The sequence below is a fragment of the Vreelandella sp. V005 genome (assembly GCF_052645115.1).
The window spans coordinates 438,122-454,611 of record NZ_JBQXYA010000001.1 but is presented as its reverse complement, the minus strand read 5'-3'; the positions used below and the strand labels follow the sequence as shown (position 1 = coordinate 454,611).

12 protein-coding genes and 2 tRNA genes are annotated in these 16,490 nt (G+C 54.0%); 11 read left to right on the top strand and 3 right to left on the bottom strand.

Features of this window, described 5'->3' with window-relative positions; translation table 11 throughout:
• Positions 1-99: 99 nt before the first annotated feature.
• Positions 100-906 (bottom strand): sulfite exporter TauE/SafE family protein, encoded by an 807-nt coding sequence (locus tag ACUN8H_RS02070; RefSeq protein ID WP_445530516.1) that lies wholly within the window; start codon positions 904-906, stop codon positions 100-102.
• Between the two features lie 144 nt (positions 907-1,050).
• On the opposite strand from ACUN8H_RS02070, the gene ACUN8H_RS02065 reads away from it, so the two are divergent.
• Positions 1,051-1,647 (top strand): hypothetical protein, encoded by a 597-nt coding sequence (locus ACUN8H_RS02065; protein ID WP_445530515.1) that lies wholly within the window; start codon positions 1,051-1,053, stop codon positions 1,645-1,647.
• A 5-nt stretch (positions 1,648-1,652) separates the two neighbouring features.
• On the opposite strand, the gene ACUN8H_RS02060 is transcribed toward ACUN8H_RS02065, so the two are convergent.
• The gene (locus ACUN8H_RS02060) at positions 1,653-2,177 is read right to left on the bottom strand and encodes a helix-turn-helix domain-containing protein (protein ID WP_445530514.1); all 525 of its coding nucleotides are present in this window, start codon (positions 2,175-2,177) and stop codon (positions 1,653-1,655) included.
• 302 nt (positions 2,178-2,479) lie between these two features.
• On the opposite strand from ACUN8H_RS02060, the gene gltX reads away from it, so the two are divergent.
• The 3 genes from gltX (at position 2,480) to ACUN8H_RS02045 (ending at position 4,323) form a co-directional block, all read left to right on the top strand.
• Entirely contained in the window at positions 2,480-3,961 is a 1,482-nt protein-coding gene (gene gltX, locus ACUN8H_RS02055; RefSeq protein ID WP_445530513.1) for a glutamate--tRNA ligase, read from the top strand.
• A gap of 134 nt (positions 3,962-4,095) precedes the next feature.
• Positions 4,096-4,171, top strand: a tRNA-Ala gene (locus tag ACUN8H_RS02050).
• Positions 4,172-4,247: 76 nt separating this feature from the next.
• Positions 4,248-4,323 (top strand) — tRNA-Glu (locus ACUN8H_RS02045).
• Between the two features lie 678 nt (positions 4,324-5,001).
• Here ACUN8H_RS02045 and gltA read toward each other — a convergent pair.
• Positions 5,002-6,288: a citrate synthase gene (gene gltA / locus ACUN8H_RS02040; RefSeq protein ID WP_445530512.1), complete on the bottom strand. Its 1,287-nt coding sequence runs from the start codon at positions 6,286-6,288 to the stop codon at positions 5,002-5,004.
• A gap of 500 nt (positions 6,289-6,788) precedes the next feature.
• Between gltA and sdhC the strand changes: the two genes are divergently transcribed.
• The 7 genes from sdhC to lpdA all read left to right on the top strand — a co-directional run bounded on the left by sdhC (position 6,789) and on the right by lpdA (position 16,428).
• Positions 6,789-7,166, top strand: a complete 378-nt coding sequence (gene sdhC, locus ACUN8H_RS02035) for a succinate dehydrogenase, cytochrome b556 subunit (RefSeq protein ID WP_240716118.1) — start codon at positions 6,789-6,791, stop codon at positions 7,164-7,166.
• Complete coding sequence (gene sdhD / locus ACUN8H_RS02030; protein WP_445530511.1) at positions 7,160-7,507, top strand: succinate dehydrogenase, hydrophobic membrane anchor protein; 348 nt, start codon at positions 7,160-7,162, stop codon at positions 7,505-7,507. Before sdhC ends, sdhD begins: the two co-directional genes overlap by 7 nt.
• 4 nt (positions 7,508-7,511) lie before the next feature.
• Positions 7,512-9,284: a succinate dehydrogenase flavoprotein subunit gene (gene sdhA / locus ACUN8H_RS02025; protein WP_445530510.1), complete on the top strand. Its 1,773-nt coding sequence runs from the start codon at positions 7,512-7,514 to the stop codon at positions 9,282-9,284.
• 27 nt (positions 9,285-9,311) lie between these two features.
• Positions 9,312-10,022 carry a succinate dehydrogenase iron-sulfur subunit gene (locus ACUN8H_RS02020; RefSeq protein ID WP_290696527.1) on the top strand — a complete coding sequence of 237 codons (711 nt, stop codon included), beginning with the start codon at positions 9,312-9,314 and terminating at the stop codon, positions 10,020-10,022.
• Positions 10,023-10,386: 364 nt separating this feature from the next.
• Complete coding sequence (locus ACUN8H_RS02015; protein ID WP_445531070.1) at positions 10,387-13,221, top strand: 2-oxoglutarate dehydrogenase E1 component; 2,835 nt, start codon at positions 10,387-10,389, stop codon at positions 13,219-13,221.
• A 38-nt stretch (positions 13,222-13,259) separates the two neighbouring features.
• Positions 13,260-14,855: a 2-oxoglutarate dehydrogenase complex dihydrolipoyllysine-residue succinyltransferase gene (odhB, locus tag ACUN8H_RS02010; RefSeq protein WP_445530509.1), complete on the top strand. Its 1,596-nt coding sequence runs from the start codon at positions 13,260-13,262 to the stop codon at positions 14,853-14,855.
• 133 nt (positions 14,856-14,988) lie between these two features.
• Positions 14,989-16,428 (top strand): dihydrolipoyl dehydrogenase, encoded by a 1,440-nt coding sequence (gene lpdA / locus ACUN8H_RS02005; protein ID WP_445530508.1) that lies wholly within the window; start codon positions 14,989-14,991, stop codon positions 16,426-16,428.
• Positions 16,429-16,490 lie beyond the last annotated feature (62 nt).

Below are 16,490 nucleotides of genomic sequence, written 5' to 3'. Positions count from 1 at the left end.
TTGTTTTAGTTAATTAATCCACAAGAGCGAATTTTACTTTAATTGTCAATCGAAGGCTTTAAACGTGAAGATGATCCAGAGACGCATGCACGAAATAGCTCACGCGGTAAACACCGCATACACCATCTGCAGCGCCAGCCCCATCAACATAAACGCAAACACACGCTTGAGTAGCGCGACGGGCAGTTTGTGGGCGAGCTTGGCACCGATGGGGGCGGTCAGGATACTAAACGGCGCCATCAGTAGGAACGCGGGAAGATAAACATAGCCTAACGCGGCACTCGGCATCCCGGCGGTATTCCAACCATTGATGATGTACCCCAGCGCTCCGGCAACCGCGATGGGTAGCCCTACGGCTGCCGAGGTGCCGATCGCGCGGGGTAGCTTGACGTTGCACCAGGTGAGAAAGGGCACGGTGAGCGAGCCACCGCCGATGGCCACCAGGGCGGAAATGCCGCCGATGCCCAGGCCCACACCGCTTACCCCGAGCGGGCCGGGTAGGCCGCGGCTGGGTTTGGGCTTGATATTTGCGAGCATCTGGAGTGACATGAGCACCATAAAACAGGCAAAAAAGATCGCTAGGCCACGGGTAGGGATGAGGGCGGCGATAAAGGTGGCCAAGAATGTGCCGACTAAAATACCGGGGGTAATAAAACGGACAATGTCCCAGCGCACAGCCCCATGCCGGTGGTGGGAAAGCAGGCTGGCCGTTGACGCGGGAATGATGGCGGCCATCGCCGTGCCCAAGGCCAGGTGGGCGAGATGCTCATGGGGCACGCCTTGAAGGACAAACAGGGAGGTGAGAATCGGCACCATGATGCCGCCGCCGCCAATGCCCAATAATCCCGCCATTAAACCAACAAAGCCGCCCAAGGCTATGTACGCCAACCACCAAATGATGTCCAAATCCGCTGCTCCTAAAGTGTCTTGTTAGCACGATAAGCACATTGTACCGGAAGCGACGCGTGCTGCGGGTCAAAGTCGAGTATTCCACTGTGGTGGCGGCTAGGCAGTGGTAAGCTGCAGGACAAGTAATATTTCGGAGATCGTATGCGCAATGTAAGAGGCGGTTTTAGCATGTTGGTAATGGTCATTGCGCTAATGGCTGGCTGCGGGGAAATGGAGGAGCCAAGCTCCGAATCGGCTTCATCTTCCCAACCGGCACCTACCCCTGAAGACCCGGTCAGTGAGCCAGAAATCGATGAAGTGGAAGTGGAGCCACTGGTGGTCGATATATCGACGCAGGTAGCGCTACGTAGCGATCGACGCTTAATGGTGGAAGGCCAAAGCAATTTGCCGGACGAGACCCAAATACGCATTATCGTAGAGCGTGAAATTAGTCGTGTGCGCTGGCAGGCGCGAACGCGCATTGAAAATGGCCAGTTTGCCGCCGGCCCGTTTGGACCAGGTAGTGGTTTGCCAGATGGCGGTTACGATGTTCGCGTGGAAGTCTCGGAAGGAAGCGTGCAGCCCATCGCTGTGCAGACGCGGATAGGCCATGAGGGCCAGCACCTGGCGGGCGAGCTTGTTAGCCAATCCCGCCACGGGCTGGGCCAGGTAGCCACCTACTCACAGCGTTTCTTGGTGGGGAGTGAGCCAAGGCGAACGCGTGACCAGGTGGAGGTGCTAGAGAGTCCGGGGAGGTAGACGCTTTAGGCAGGATGCCAATGGGCTAACAATACTGCGTGAATTGACGTGTCGCTGGGGGCTTTAGTGAAGTGCTCGATGACGAAGCGATCATCACGTTGCACCACGTAGTGGCCTGCTTTGTGAAACACATGGGTAGGCCCGAGCAGCAGTAAGTCACCGGCGCTAACGGGCGAGAAATCTGTTCCTTTGCCGGGTGTTGCCATGACGCAGGGTGCTTTCCAGTCAATCTTCAACGGCAGATGGCTGGGTACTTTGATAGTGGTTGCCTGTACCTGTTCCCAGGGGAGGGGCCCGGTATGGGTCAACGTCAATAGCTCGGGTGCGCTATCACCTTCCAGTAGAGTGGCCAGCGAGCAATCCAGGGCGTCAGCGAGCGCGACGAGGCGTTCGTGGCCGATCTGTTTGATCGCCCCTGATTCCCAGTAAGATATGGTGACATCTGACACGCCAACTTTACGGGCCAAGGCAGCTTTGTTGAGCTTGGCCCTAAGCCTCAGTTGCTTGATACGTGAGCCTAGCGATTCCATTTCGTCATCCTGATAATGAGCTCAAAAGCTCGTGAATGTCTTCCACTATCATCAACTCTTCCAAACCCAATAGTGGCGCTACCTAAATACGTTATTAGCCTAGCTAAACCTTGGAGCTTATACCCAAGGGATTGCTACAGAGCCATACTAAGCGATTGTGCTTTAGCGCGCATTAGTGGACAAATAACGTTGAGTTAATTTCTCTGACGCTTTCTCACGTCAGTTGTTCCCTGTGAGGCGCTGTTGGTTGCGCCTAAGGTGCGTATAATATCGCCATGCATTTTTGCCAATAGGACGTTTTCATGACCGTACGTACTCGCATTGCGCCTTCTCCGACAGGGGACCCCCACGTTGGTACGGCTTACATCGCACTTTTTAATTTATGTTTTGCGCGTCAGCATGGCGGCCAGTTTATTCTGCGTATTGAAGACACCGATCGGCTGCGTTCTACGCCTGAATCGGAGCAGATGATTCTCGATTCATTGAGCTGGCTGGGGCTTGAATGGGACGAGGGCCCGGATGTGGGTGGCCCTCACGGCCCTTATCGGCAGAGCGAGCGTGGCGATATTTATGCCCAACATGCCCAACAGCTGCTGGATGCTGGGCATGCGTTCAAGTGCTACCGCACCAGTGAAGAACTGGATGAGTTGCGTGAATCGCGTAAAGCCGCGGGATTGCAGTTGGCATTGAAACCTGCCGATTTGGCGCTGGATGCACAAGAACAAGCGCGCCGTGAGCAAGAGGGCTGGCCATACGTTGTGCGTATGAAGGTGCCCGCTGAAGGCGTGTGTGTAGTTAAGGACATGTTGCGTGGCACGATTGAGGTGGAGTGGGCACAGGTAGACGCGCAAATTCTGCTTAAATCGGATGGCATGCCTACTTATCATTTAGCCAATGTGGTCGACGATCATCTCATGGCGATCACTCATGTATTGCGTGGGGAAGAGTGGATTAACTCCGCCCCAAAGCATCAGTTGCTGTACGAGTATTTTGGTTGGGAAATGCCGCAACTTTGTCACATGCCGTTGCTGCGCAACCCGGATAAATCCAAACTTTCCAAGCGTAAAAACCCGACCTCGATTAATTATTATCGCCGGATGGGTTTTTTACCTCAGGCCGTCACCAACTATTTAGGACGGATGGGCTGGTCAATGCCCGATGAGCGTGAAAAATTCAGCTTGCAAGAAATGATGGCGGAATTTGATGTGCAGCGCGTCTCGTTAGGTGGACCCGTGTTCGATCTGGAGAAACTAACGTGGTTGAACGGTGTGTATATCCGTGAGGACCTGGATGACGATGCGCTGCTAAGCGCGCTCCGGGAGTGGGCTTTCAATGACGCCTATGTTAAGCAGATATTGCCACAGGTGCGGCCCCGGGTAGAGACGCTCTCTCAGGTAATGCCGTTGGCGGGACACTTCTTTGCTGGCATGCCGACGCTGACAAAAGAATCCTTTGAGAGCATAAAGCTCGAGGATGAAGAGCTGGTTAAGCTGCTCCAGTTTCTTGTGTGGAGGTTTGAGGGCGTCTCGGCTTGGAACAAAGAGGTGCTGCTGAATGAAGTGAAGCTGCTGGCCGAGCATTTTGATGTAAAAATGAAGGCATTCCTGGCCCCCGTGTTTATTGCCATCACGGGCAGCACTTCCAGCACCTCAGTCATGGATGCCATGGCGATCCTGGGTTCAGACGTTACGCGCGCGCGGTTGCGTCATGCGATCGAAGTACTGGGTGGTGTTTCCAAAAAGCAGGCTAAGCGGTTTGAGAAAGAGTTTCGTGATATTGCGTAAATGCGATTTACCGAAGCGCTAGCCGATGATGAAAGCGTCTATGCTTACTATGCAGTTTGTAGTGTAAATAGACGCTTTTACTGTTGACGAAGATCAGCCTAATCAGTATTATACGTTCCGTCTTCACGACATGTGGGGCCTTAGCTCAGCTGGGAGAGCGCAACACTGGCAGTGTTGAGGTCAGCGGTTCGATCCCGCTAGGCTCCACCAATTCATAAAGCAATGACATTTTGTGAATTGTCGCTTGTGAAACAACGCTTGATAGCATCATCGTTTTAGTGTCTACGTCCCATTCGTCTAGTGGTCTAGGACACCGCCCTTTCACGGCGGTAACAGGGGTTCGAACCCCCTATGGGACGCCACTACTTACCTACCCCCTTTCTGATTATATTTCTCTGGCAATGAGTCTCCTCATCTGCCGGTTTTTTGTATTTCTGTCGTTCACAAAAAAGCTACAAATCGCCATATTTTGGACGATTTTATGCTTGACTTGTCCACTTTTGCGAATTTGGTTTTAAGGTTGTGCACAACCCCTTGTTGTTGACGCAAAAAAACTTGAACAGAACTTAATCTCTTTAAAAACAGTCACTTATGTTAGGTCAAAAAATGACCAATTTAAGGCTGGCCCACTGCCCATGGCGATTCTGGGACGTTTTAAAGTGGTTGTGAACAGGGTTATCCACAGATAGTGTGGAAAACCCTTATCCAGGCCGGTAAGCAAAAAAGTCAAGCGATATTAGGTTGAAGTCAGACCTTTTAATGAGGGCGGGTATAGCGCAAAGAGTGACCGAAAAAGGGCAAGCAGAAGCGCTGCAAACGAAGTGCCTTGGGTGTGCGCAGCGAGGCATGCAGGACTTTCTCAAGATGCCTCGATAGCGACTCAGAAAAACCTCGCTAAGGGCTAGGTGCCTTCCGCTGAGTGGTGTGCACATAAATGAAGGGCAGGGCGTTGATGCCTTTATAGGCGGAGTACTTTCGACCGCATCGCAAAAGGCCACCCGAAGGTGGCCTTTTGCGCTTACTAAGGTGACGAGGTAGCTTTATTTCGTTGGGTAGTCGCGCTGGTCGTGGCCCACATAGAGCTGGCGTGGACGACCGATTTTGTAGCTTTCGCTGAGCATTTCGTTCCAATGGGAAATCCAGCCAATAGTACGTGATACCGCAAAAATCACGGTGAACATATTAGTGGGGATACCCATTGCTTTCAGGATGATGCCTGAATAGAAATCAACGTTGGGGTATAGCTTGCGCTCGATGAAGTACTCATCTTCGAGAGCGATCTGCTCAAGACGCTTGGCGATTTTTAGCTGCGGGTCGTCGGCCATGCCGAGTTCTGCGAGTACTTCGTCGCAGGTCTCTTTCATGACTTTGGCGCGCGGATCGAAATTGCGATACACGCGGTGACCAAAGCCCATCAGCTTGAACGGGTCGTCTTTATCCTTGGCTTTATCGACAAAGCGTTGGATGTTCTCTTCAGAGTCGTCACCGATTTCATCGAGCATGGCGAGCACGGCTTCGTTAGCACCGCCGTGAGCGGGGCCCCACAGTGCTGCTATGCCGGCGCTGATACAGGCGAACGGGTTAGCACCTGTGGAACCTGCCAAGCGTACCGTCGAGGTAGACGCGTTCTGCTCATGGTCCGCATGCAGCATAAAGATGCGGTCCATGGCTTTGGCGTATACCGGGTTGATTTTGTACTCTTCGCACGGGTTGCTGAACATCATGTAGAGGAAGTTCTCTGCATAGCTCAGGTCGTTGCGCGGGTAGTTAAAGGGCTGGCCCACGTTGTACTTGTGCGACATCGCCGCCAAGGTTGGCATTTTGGCAATCAGGCGGATCGCGCTGATGATGCGATCCTCTTCCTGGGTGATGTCCATGTGATCATGGTAGAAGGCTGCTAAGCCGCCCACAACGCCACACAAGATAGACATCGGATGCGCGTCGCGTCGAAACCCTTTAAAGAAGTTATTAATTTGGTCGTGGACCATGGTGTGGTTTCGAATACGCGACTCAAAATCTGCGTATTGTTCGTCGTTAGGTAACTCACCAAACAGTAGGGTGTAGCACACTTCTACGAAGTTGGACTCTTTGGCCAGTTGGTCAATGGGGTAGCCACGGTGTAGCAGCACGCCCTTGCCGCCATCAATATAAGTGATGGCAGACTGGCAGGAAGAGGTGGCCATAAAGCCGGGGTCGTAGGTGAACAGGCCTTCAGCGCCTAAGCCGCGTACGTCGATGACGTCGGGGCCAAGTGTGCCGGAATACATGGGTAGTTCGATCGGTTTATCAAGACCGTCTACCGTCAATGTCGCTTTCCTGTCAGCCATGCTGGCCTCCTTTCGAATTCGGGTTGGGACGTAAAGTCGTTGCTGCGCATACCGCGCCGGCGAAAAGGCTTGCCCACTATAGAAGTGTGCGACATTTTGTCAATTAGCCTAAGCGCTAGCCGTTAGCTATACAAATATTGTTCTTATGAAGGGTTTTGTATAAGATTTAAAAGTCTACAATATGATAAGGCATCAGAAGATTGACGCTACTTTAACATAAGATGTTAACAGGCTTATCAAATTGCGACTCTACTGTCACTATAGCTATGCTGCAGCGCAAAATCGACTCACAATGATGGCAATTTTCTTGCACCATAGTCGAGTTAAGCTTGAGTTCGGTTTGTAAGCGAGGGCGAAGGTTCTTATAATCCACGGCGCGCGACCGGCAGGTAGGTGGTCGTGCCCGACTTGGCAACGGCCGAGCCCCTTCCAGCAACCACCGCCCGCTCGGGCCATGCCCGACCTGTCGCAGAGCGGGCCAAGAGAGTGTGTACAAAGCCGTGAATAGCAAACGACCCGTAAACCTAGACCTTACTACGATCCACTTCCCACTGCCGGCCCTGACGTCGATCACCCACCGTATTACGGGTGTCATTCTGTTCGTTGGCCTGATTTTCGCTTTTTGGGCGCTGGGTAAATCCTTGTCATCTCCGGCGGGTTTCGACGCCGTTAGCGATGCGCTGGCCAATAATTTCTTGGCCAAGCTAATCGCTTGGGGGCTGCTGTCTGCCTTGGCATTTCACTTTGTCGCAGGCATCAAGCACCTGCTGATGGATGCCGATATTGGGGTAACCCTCGAGGGTGGCGTACAAAAAGCGCAGATCACCGTGGTGGTCAGTGCGGTTCTGATTATTCTGGCAGGAGTTTGGGTATGGTAACTAACATCACAAGTTTTGGCCGTAGTGGGCTTTCTGACTGGCTGATGCAGCGCGTTTCCGCGGTGATCCTGGCCCTCTATACGGTCTTTATCGTTGCCTTCCTGTTGCTTAATCCCGACCTCGATTACTACGTGTGGAGCGGCCTGTTCAATCAGACGTGGATGCGGATTTTCTCGCTACTGGCCTTTGTTGCCTTAGCGGCACACGCCTGGATCGGCCTGTGGACCGTCACTACCGACTATCTCAAGTCCACTCGCCTGCGCGTGGGTGCCCAAGCTGTCATCATCCTGGGCATTTTCGTGTACTTGGTGTGGGGCATTCAAATTTTGTGGGGAGCTTGATTACATGTCTAATCTGCGTAGCCTGACGTTTGACGCCATCATTATTGGTGGCGGTGGCTCTGGCCTGCGAGCCGCTCTAGAACTGGCAAAATCCGGTAAAAAGACGGCCGTGTTATCGAAAGTTTTCCCGACCCGTTCTCATACTGTGTCTGCCCAGGGTGGCATCACTTGTGCGATCGCGTCCGATGACCCGAACGATGATTGGCGCTGGCACATGTACGACACCGTTAAAGGCGGCGACTATATCGCTGACCAAGACGCGGCTGAATATATGTGTTCTGAAGGCCCGAAAGCGGTATTCGAACTCGAGCACATGGGCCTGCCGTTCTCGCGTTTAGACAACGGCCGCATCTATCAGCGCCCGTTCGGTGGTCAGTCGAAGAACTTTGGTGAAGGCGGCCAGGCGGCGCGTACCTGTGCGGCCGCTGACCGTACCGGCCACGCACTGTTGCACACCCTTTACCAGAACAACTTGAAGAACAATACCGTGTTCCTCAATGAATGGTACGCGGTGGATTTGGTCAAAAACGCCAGCGGTGACGTGGTCGGCTGTATCGCCATGTGCATCGAGACAGGCGAAGTGGTTCACGTTAAATCCAAGGCCACGGTACTGGCGACCGGTGGTGCAGGCCGTATCTACGCCTCTACGACTAACGCCTTGATCAATACCGGTGACGGTATCGGCATGGCGCTACGCGCCGGCTTCCCGATGCAAGACATGGAAATGTGGCAGTTCCACCCGACCGGTATTTACGGCGCGGGCACGCTAGTCACAGAAGGTTGCCGTGGTGAGGGTGGCTACCTGATCAATAAAGATGGCGAACGCTTCATGGAACGCTACGCGCCGAACGCCAAAGACTTGGCGGGCCGCGATGTGGTTGCACGCTCCATGGTCATGGAAATCCTCGAAGGCCGTGGATGCGGCGAGAAGGGCGACCACGTCTTCTTGAAGCTTGATCACCTGGGTGAAGAAGTCCTTGGTAAGCGCCTGCCCGGTATCGTTGAGCTTTCTAAGACCTTTGCTCACGTCGATCCGGCCAAAGACCCGATCCCCGTCGTCCCGACCTGCCACTACATGATGGGCGGTATCCCGACCAATATTCATGGTCAGGCGATTACCATGGACGAAAGCGGTAACGATCATATCGTTAACGGCTTGTTTGCCTGTGGCGAAGCCGCGTGTGTATCGGTCCACGGTGCTAACCGTTTGGGCGGGAACTCACTGCTGGATCTCGTGGTCTTTGGGCGTGCCGCTGGCATGTTTATCGAAGGCGCACTGAACGAAGGTATCGAGTACCTGGACGCTTCCGAGTCGGATATCGAATTCGCCATGAAGCGGATCACGCGCTGGAACGAGTCTGAGGGTGGGGAAAGCATTCCTGAGCTGAAAGCTGAGCTTCAGGAAATCATGCAGACCTCCTTCGGCGTATTCCGCGAAGAGAAAAACATGCTGGAAGGCGTCGACAAACTAGCGCTACTGCGTGAGCGTATCGCCAATGCCCACCTGCCTGACAAGTCCAATGCCTTTAACACCGCACGTGTCGAAGCATTAGAGCTTGATAACTTGATGGAAGTGGCAGAAGCGACGGCGATCGCTGCCCTTGAGCGTAAAGAGAGCCGTGGCGCCCACTCGCGCTATGACTATCCAGACCGTGATGATGTCAACTGGCTGAAGCACTCGCTATTCTTCCCAGCCACCAAAGAGCTGAAAAAGCGCGACGTCAACTTCAAACCGAAAACGGTTGATACCTTCGAGCCTAAGGTTCGTACCTACTAAACGCCGCATTGACGAGAGGGAGTCAAAATGTCCAATCTTCAGGTATCCGTATACCGTTACAATCCGGAAACCGACTCCGCGCCTTACATGCAGGAGTTTCAGGTCGATACCAAAGGCCGCGATGTAATGGTGCTGGACGTTCTTCATATGATGAAAGAACAAGACAGCGGTTTGGCATTTCGTCGCAGCTGCCGCGAAGGTGTGTGCGGTTCCGACGGCATGAACATGAACGGCAAAAACGGCTTGGCGTGTATTACGCCGCTGTCAGACGTTGTGAAAAACAACAAGCTGGTGCTGCGTCCGCTGCCAGGTTTGCCGGTTATTCGCGATATGGTTGTCGACATGGGGCTGTTCTATAAGCAGTACGAGCGTATCCAGCCGTACCTGCAAAATGACACGCCTGCACCTGCTATTGAGCGTCTGCAATCGCCAGAAGACCGCGATAAGCTCGATGGGCTTTATGAGTGTATTCTATGCGCCTGCTGCTCAACGTCTTGCCCGTCGTTCTGGTGGAATCCCGAGAAGTTCGTGGGACCGGCAGGCCTGCTGCAATCTTACCGCTTCCTGGCGGATTCCCGCGATACTGCTACGCGTGAACGCTTAAGCGATTTGGAAGATCCGTTTTCGGTCTTCCGCTGCCGTGGCATCATGAACTGTGTGGCGGTGTGCCCAAAAGGGCTTAATCCCACCCGGGCGATCGGTAAAATTCGCGAAATGCTACTGGCAGATGCTACCTAAGCCTATGACATTTGAGTAAAAAAGCGTTTGCCACTTAAGTTGGGTCATAATGCCACTTAAATCATGGCGCTTCGCTTGTTATCATAGGGTTTGTCACGTGGTGCGGCGTCGCGTCGCACCGCTGATCAGACAAGTTTGAAAGCCGGTGCCTTGGGTACCGGCTTTCGAGCATGAACTGAAGACGAAACACCGTATGATGCGTTAGATATGAATAGCTTGATGATGTATAGCTAGATGAACAGGGTTGCCGGCCGTTGGCCGGCGCCGCCGGCAAATGTCCCGCCCCGCCGGCAGGGCAATAGCGATGTCGCCGCACGTTTGCGACGATACCGATACCACCCCATCAGTGCAGGGTGACCGAGAGATGCAACAAGGCATAATGGAGTTGATGTGGCGTTCCTCTCACGTTAGTGGCGGCAATGTTCACTACGTGGAAGCGCTTTACGAGCAGTACCTCGCCGATCCTGAGTCTGTCCCTGACGAATGGCGCAGCTATTTTGATGAGTTGCCGCGCCCCGAGGGCAGTGCCTCCCACGATGTTCCACTAAGCCCAGTCCGTGATCAGTTCTACCAGTTGGGGCGCGAAAGTCGTCCGGGCCGGGTAGTCGCCGCTGCCGATAGCGGTGAAAACAAAAAGCAGGTGAAAGTCCTGCAACTGATTAACGCTTACCGCTTCCGTGGCCATCAAAAGGCCAATATCGACCCGCTAGGACTGCGTAATCCCACCCCCGTTCCCGATCTCGATCTGTCCTTTCATCAGCTCTCAAAAGCTGATCTGGACACCGAGTTCCAGACCGGTTCTTTCTTTTTAGGTATCGACAAAGCACCGCTGCGTGACATCGTTGATGCGCTGGAGCGCACTTATTGCCGCTCCATCGGCTGCGAAATCATGCATATCGTCGATACCGAAGAGAAACGTTGGTTACAGCGACGTTTCGAGTCGGTACGCAGTGCGCCGGATTTCAGCGCCGACGTGCGCAAGCATGTGCTGGAGCGATTGTCGGCGGCTGAAGGTTTGGAAAATTACTTGGCATCCAAGTATCCAGGCACCAAGCGCTTTGGTCTTGAAGGCGGTGAAACGTTTGTACCGATGATGGATGAACTGATCCAGCGTGCCGGTGGTTACGGCACCAAGGAAGTGGTCATCGGTATGGCGCACCGCGGTCGACTCAACCTGTTGGTCAATATATTGGGTAAAAACCCAGCTGACTTGATCGATGAGTTTGATGGCAAAAAGGTGATCGAGCGCGGCTCAGGTGATGTGAAGTACCACCAGGGCTTTAGTTCGAACGTCATGTCGCCAGGCGGCGAAGTCCATTTGGCGATGTCGTTTAACCCATCGCACTTGGAAATCGTGGCACCCGTCGTAGAAGGCTCGGTGCGTGCTCGACAGGATCGCCGTAACGATGAAGAGGGCAGCAAAGTGCTGCCGATCAACGTTCACGGCGATGCGGCGTTTGCCGGTCAAGGCGTGGTGATGGAGACATTCCAGATGTCCCAGACCCGTGCTTTCAAAACCGGTGGTACGGTCCACATTGTGATCAACAACCAAGTGGGCTTCACCACCTCGCATCCGCTGGATGCACGCTCGACCGAATACTGCACTGATATTGCCAAGATGGTTCAAGCGCCTATTTTTCACGTCAATGGCGATGACCCGGATGCAGTGCTGCACGCTACACAAGTCGCCCTTGATTACCGTCAGCAGTTCAAAAAAGACGTGGTGATCGATCTTGTTTGCTATCGTCGTCGTGGTCATAACGAAGCTGATGAGCCGTCAGGCACACAGCCGATGATGTATGCCAAGATCAAGGATCACCCCTCGGCGCGCTCGCTGTATGCCCAGCGCCTGGTTGAACAGGGCGTGATTTCTGAAGAGTCGGCTAAAGCGATGGTCGAAACCTATCGCGATGATCTAGTCGCAGGCAACCACGTTGCCAACGCCTTGGTGCAAGAGCCCAATGCCTCTCTATTCGTTGACTGGGCACCTTACCTGGGCCACGAATGGACCGGCGATGCAGATACGACGATAGATATGAAGCGTCTGCAGCAATTGGCCGCTCGCATGTGCGAAGTGCCAGACGGCGTCGATGTGCAGCGTCAAGTGGCCAAGATTTACGAAGATCGCCGCAAAATGCAGGCCGGTGGTTTGGGGCTTAACTGGGGCTTTGCTGAAACGCTAGCCTACGCCACGTTGCTGGACCAAGGGCATCCGATTCGGATTACCGGGCAAGACGTGGGGCGCGGCACCTTCTCCCACCGTCATGCGGTCGTGCATAACCAGAAAGATGGCTCCACCTATGTTCCTCTTCAGAACATGGCCGATGGTCAGCCGCGCTTCACCATTCATGACTCCTTCCTATCGGAAGAAGCCGTGCTGGCGTTCGAGTATGGTTACTCGACCACCGCGCCGAATGATTTAGTGATCTGGGAAGCACAGTTTGGGGACTTCTTTAACGGTGCCCAAGTCGTTGTGGATCAGTTCATCTCCTCCGGTGAGACCAAGTGGGGCCGGGTGTGTGGTTTGACCATGCTGTTGCCACACGGTTATGAAGGTCAGGGGCCTGAGCACTCTTCGGCACGCTTAGAGCGTTTCCTGCAAATGTGTGCTGAGCACAATATGCAGGTCTGTGTACCGACCACGCCTGCGCAGATTTATCATCTACTGCGTCGTCAGGTGATTCGTCCGCTGCGTAAGCCGCTGGTGGTGATGACACCTAAATCGCTGTTGCGTCATAAAGAAGCGACATCGAGTCTTGAAGATCTGGCCCACGGCAAGTTCCATATGGTGCTCGCTGATCAAGCTGATCTGGCACCTGAGAAGGTCACCCGCGTTGTGCTTTGTGCTGGCAAGGTCTACTACGACTTAGCCGCTTGGCGCGCTGAGAATGAGCGTCATGACACGGCAATCTTACGTCTTGAGCAGCTTTATCCCTTCCCGAAAGAAGAGCTTCTGGAAGCGCTGCAAGGCTATAGCAACGTAGAAGACATTGTGTGGTGTCAGGAAGAGCCCTTGAACCAGGGTGCTTGGTACGCAAGTCAGCACAACATGCGTGCAGTGGCCGATATGCTTAAAGATGGCCTCGGACGCGAGTTGAAATTTGCAGGACGTCCTGCCTCTGCTGCACCAGCAGCTGGCTATATGTCCGTCCATACTGAACAGCAGCGCCAGCTGGTGGAAGACGCTTTTAATTTATAAGCGGCCACCGGATTTAGAGAACACATAAGGGAAACGACATGGCTACTGAGATCAAAGCGCCAACCTTTCCGGAATCCGTTGCCGAAGGCACAGTGGCGGCGTGGCATAAAAAGCCGGGTGACAGCGTTGAGCGTGACGAGCTGATTGTTGAAATTGAAACCGACAAGGTGGTGCTGGAAGTCGTCGCACCGGAAGCGGGTACCCTGACCGACGTCATGGCTGAAGAGGGCGATACCGTCGAGTCAGAGCAGGTGCTGGGCAAAATCGGTGAAGGCAGTGCGTCAGGCAGCAAAGAAGAGAAATCTTCTAGCGATGACAGCGCTGAAAAAACCGAAGAGAAAGCTGACGCAAAACCGTCTGAAGAGAAGCAAGAAAAGCCTGCCAGTGGCGGTAGCGGTGGCGGTAAGCAACATGACGTCAAAGCCCCCAGCTTTCCTGAGTCGATTCAGGAAGGCACCGTGGCCACTTGGCACAAAAAGGTCGGTGAAGCGGTCAAGCGTGATGAAGTGCTGGCCGATATCGAAACCGACAAAGTCGTGCTGGAAGTGGTTGCACCGGCCGATGGCGCCCTGGCTGAAATCAAAGCCGAAGAGGGTAGCCAGGTAGAGTCCGAAGCGATTCTTGCGACCTTTACTGAAGGCGCTGGCGGTGACAGCAGTGGCGGTGATAGCGGTGGCGATTCAGCCTCCGCGAAAGCAGACAGCAGCGATGACGATGGCGCCGATGAGAAAGTCGGTGACAAAATCCTCGCTCCGGCCGCGCGTAAAATGGTTGTCGAGCATGACCTGGACGTTGCCAAGATCGAAGGCACCGGCAAAGGTGGTCGCATTCTGAAAGAAGACGTTCAGAAAGCGGTCAAAGACGGTTCTGCCAAGAAAGCAGCGAAATCGTCGGCACCGGCCAAATCAGCCGCTGCACCGGCGGCCGAAGGCGAGCGCATCGAGAAGCGCGTGCCGATGAGCCGTTTGCGTCAAACCATCGCCAAGCGTCTGGTTCAGGCGCAGCAAACGGCGGCGATGCTGACCACGTATAACGAAGTGGACATGACCGAAATCATGGCCCTACGGTCGCAGTACAAAGAAACGTTCCTAAAAGCGCACGATATCAAGCTGGGCTTTATGGGCTTCTTTGTAAAAGCCGCTTCTGAAGGGCTCAAGCGCTTCCCAGACGTCAACGCCTCTATCGACGGCACCGACATCGTTTATCACGGTTATCAGGATATCGGCGTTGCGGTTTCCACCGACCGTGGTTTGGTCGTGCCGGTACTGCGTGACACGGACAGCATGAAAATTGCCGATGTCGAGCGCAAGATTGTCGATTTCGGCAAGCGTGGCCGTGACGGCAAGCTGGGCATGGACGACATGATCGGCGGTACCTTCACGATCACCAATGGCGGCACCTTTGGCTCGTTGATGTCGACCCCGATCATCAATCCGCCGCAAACCGCTATTTTGGGCATGCACAAGATCCAGGAACGTCCGATGGCAGTCAACGGCAAGGTCGAGATTCGCCCCATGATGTATCTGGCGCTCTCTTACGACCACCGTATGATCGACGGCAAAGATGCCGTTCAATTCTTGGTTACCTTGAAAGAATTGCTGGAAGACCCGGCACGGCTGCTGCTGGATGTCTAAAGTATAAGCGTCATCGTTATTGAAATAATGATTGAGTACGCTACTGCTTAACCAGGATTTAACTGCACTCGCACACAGCCTCCCACCCAGTTCGCGTAGAATGGGGGGAGGCCAGCAAGCTAAAGGAGCCAACATGGCTGATAAGTTTGATGTGATCGTTATTGGTGCTGGCCCTGGCGGTTACGTTGCCGCCATTCGTGCCGCACAGATGGGTCTAAAAGCGGCCTGTGTTGAAAAATGGATTGGTAAAGAAGGCAACGTCGTTCACGGCGGCACCTGCTTGAACGTAGGCTGCATACCGTCTAAAGCATTGCTTGAAGCCTCCCACAAGTTCGTTGAAGCCAAGCATGACTTCGACGATATGGGCATTCAGGCAGGCGACGTCTCGATGGACGTTACCAAGATGATGGCGCGTAAGGACAAGATCGTTAAGAACTTGACCGGCGGCATCTCTGGCTTGTTCAAGGCCAACGGCGTTACCGCTATCGAAGGTACCGGTAAAGTGGTTTCCGGCAAGCAGGTTGAAGTCACCGATACCGATGGCAACACCACCACTTACGACGCCGACAACATTGTGATTGCAGCGGGCTCCGTGCCGGTGGAAATTCCGCCGACCCCGCTGACCGAAGGCTTGATCGTTGATTCAACTGGCGCGCTAGAATTCACCGAAACGCCTAAGCGTTTGGGCGTAATCGGTGCCGGCATCATCGGCCTTGAGTTAGGCAGCGTATGGAACCGTCTGGGCTCTGAAGTCACCGTGCTGGAAGCCATGGATTCCTTCCTGCCGATGGTCGACGCCACCGTTGCCAAAGAGACGCAGAAACTGCTCAAGAAGCAGGGGCTGGATATTAAACTGGGCGCTCGCGTGACCGGTTCTGACGTCAAAGGCGAAGAAGTCGTCGTGAAGTACAGCGATGCCAACGGCGAGCAAGAGATGACCTTTGATAAACTCATCGTCTGTGTTGGCCGCCGCCCTTACACCAAAGGCGTGATTGCCGATGGCGTTAGCGTTGAGCTGGACGAGCGTGGCTTCATCTTTGTCGACGACCAGTGCCGTACTAACGTCCCCGGCGTTTACGCCATTGGTGACTGTGTACGCGGCCCGATGCTGGCACACAAAGCGTCTGAAGAAGGCATTATGGTGGCGGATATCATTGCTGGCCATAAGGCTGAGATGAACTACGATGCTATTCCGAGCGTCATCTACACCTACCCGGAAGTGGCGTGGGTGGGCATGACCGAGCAAGACGCCAAAGCGAAAGGTATCGAAGTTAAAACCGGCACCTTCCCGTTCGCGGCGAGCGGCCGCGCGATGGCTAACAACGCCACCGAAGGCAGTGCCAAAATCATCGCCGATGCGGAAACTGACCGTATTCTCGGTATGCACATCGTGGGTCAACACGCTGGCGAGATGATCGCCCAGGGCGTGATCGCCATGGAATTCGGCTCTAGCGCTGAAGACTTGGCTCTGACCTGCTACGCGCACCCGACTATGTCGGAGGCTGTTCACGAAGCAGCGCTTGCGGTAGAAGGCCACGCGATTCATATGGCCAACCGCAAGAAACGTAAATAATTCAGTCAGCAACAACGAAGCGCCACCTTTTAAGGGTGGCGCAAACTTTCGGCTTTGTCTTA

Bases quoted from the DNA above. Each gene is read 5' to 3' on its own strand.
- ACUN8H_RS02065 (WP_445530515.1), top strand. From the start codon at position 1,051: ATGCGCAATGTAAGAGGCGGTTTTAGCATGTTGGTAATGGTCATTGCG.
- ACUN8H_RS02060 (WP_445530514.1), bottom strand. From the start codon at position 2,177: ATGGAATCGCTAGGCTCACGTATCAAGCAACTGAGGCTTAGGGCCAAG.
- gltX (WP_445530513.1), top strand. From the start codon at position 2,480: ATGACCGTACGTACTCGCATTGCGCCTTCTCCGACAGGGGACCCCCAC.
- gltA (WP_445530512.1), bottom strand. From the start codon at position 6,288: ATGGCTGACAGGAAAGCGACATTGACGGTAGACGGTCTTGATAAACCG.
- sdhD (WP_445530511.1), top strand. From the start codon at position 7,160: ATGGTAACTAACATCACAAGTTTTGGCCGTAGTGGGCTTTCTGACTGG.
- sdhA (WP_445530510.1), top strand. From the start codon at position 7,512: ATGTCTAATCTGCGTAGCCTGACGTTTGACGCCATCATTATTGGTGGC.
- ACUN8H_RS02020 (WP_290696527.1), top strand. From the start codon at position 9,312: ATGTCCAATCTTCAGGTATCCGTATACCGTTACAATCCGGAAACCGAC.
- ACUN8H_RS02015 (WP_445531070.1), top strand. From the start codon at position 10,387: ATGCAACAAGGCATAATGGAGTTGATGTGGCGTTCCTCTCACGTTAGT.
- odhB (WP_445530509.1), top strand. From the start codon at position 13,260: ATGGCTACTGAGATCAAAGCGCCAACCTTTCCGGAATCCGTTGCCGAA.
- lpdA (WP_445530508.1), top strand. From the start codon at position 14,989: ATGGCTGATAAGTTTGATGTGATCGTTATTGGTGCTGGCCCTGGCGGT.